Here is a 569-nt window from a genome sequence, read left to right as displayed (position 1 = left end):
CTACGGGCTCGGTGTCATCGTCGGCCCGCTGCTCGCCGGCCCGGCAATTTCCATGGCCGGCGCCCGCGGCTTGCCGCTGCTGCTGGCGGCCGGGTTCGTGTTTTATGGCGGCTATGCGGGCTGGCGCATCCTCAAGCGTCCGGTGCGATAGGACTCACAATCCCGGTCGCTGCCAGCAATTCTCTGCGCCGCTGGTGCTCACGATGGATGATGTAAATGCCCGAGCCGATGACGATTGCGGTGCCGAGGATCAGTGTCTCATCCGGCAGTTCGTTGAACAGCAGATAGCCGGAAATCGTGCCCCAGATAATCGAGGTATATTCGAACGGCGCCACTGCGGAGACGTCCGCGTAGCGATAGCTCTCCGTCAGCAGGATCTGCCCGACGCCGCCGAAGAAGCCCGCGGCAATCAACAGCCCGGCTGAGGCCAGACTCATCCCGACCCAGCCGAACGGTAACGTCAGCAACGAAAAGCAGCTCGATGACAGCGAGAAATAAAGCACGATGGTGGGCGTGTTCTCGGTCCGCACCAGTTGCCGCACATGCACCATGGCGATCGCCGAGAGCGC

General features: G+C 62.7%; 1 protein-coding gene. It reads right to left on the bottom strand.

Annotated features, from left to right (window positions below):
• Nucleotides 1-131: 131 nt before the first annotated feature.
• A partial coding sequence (locus tag AC1D0P_RS27460; RefSeq protein WP_477679620.1) for a DMT family transporter occupies nucleotides 132-569 on the bottom strand: 438 nt, incomplete at its 5' end.

This window comes from Polaromonas sp. P1_G2 (assembly GCF_056405515.1).
This window is presented reverse-complemented; position numbering and strand designations above follow the sequence as displayed.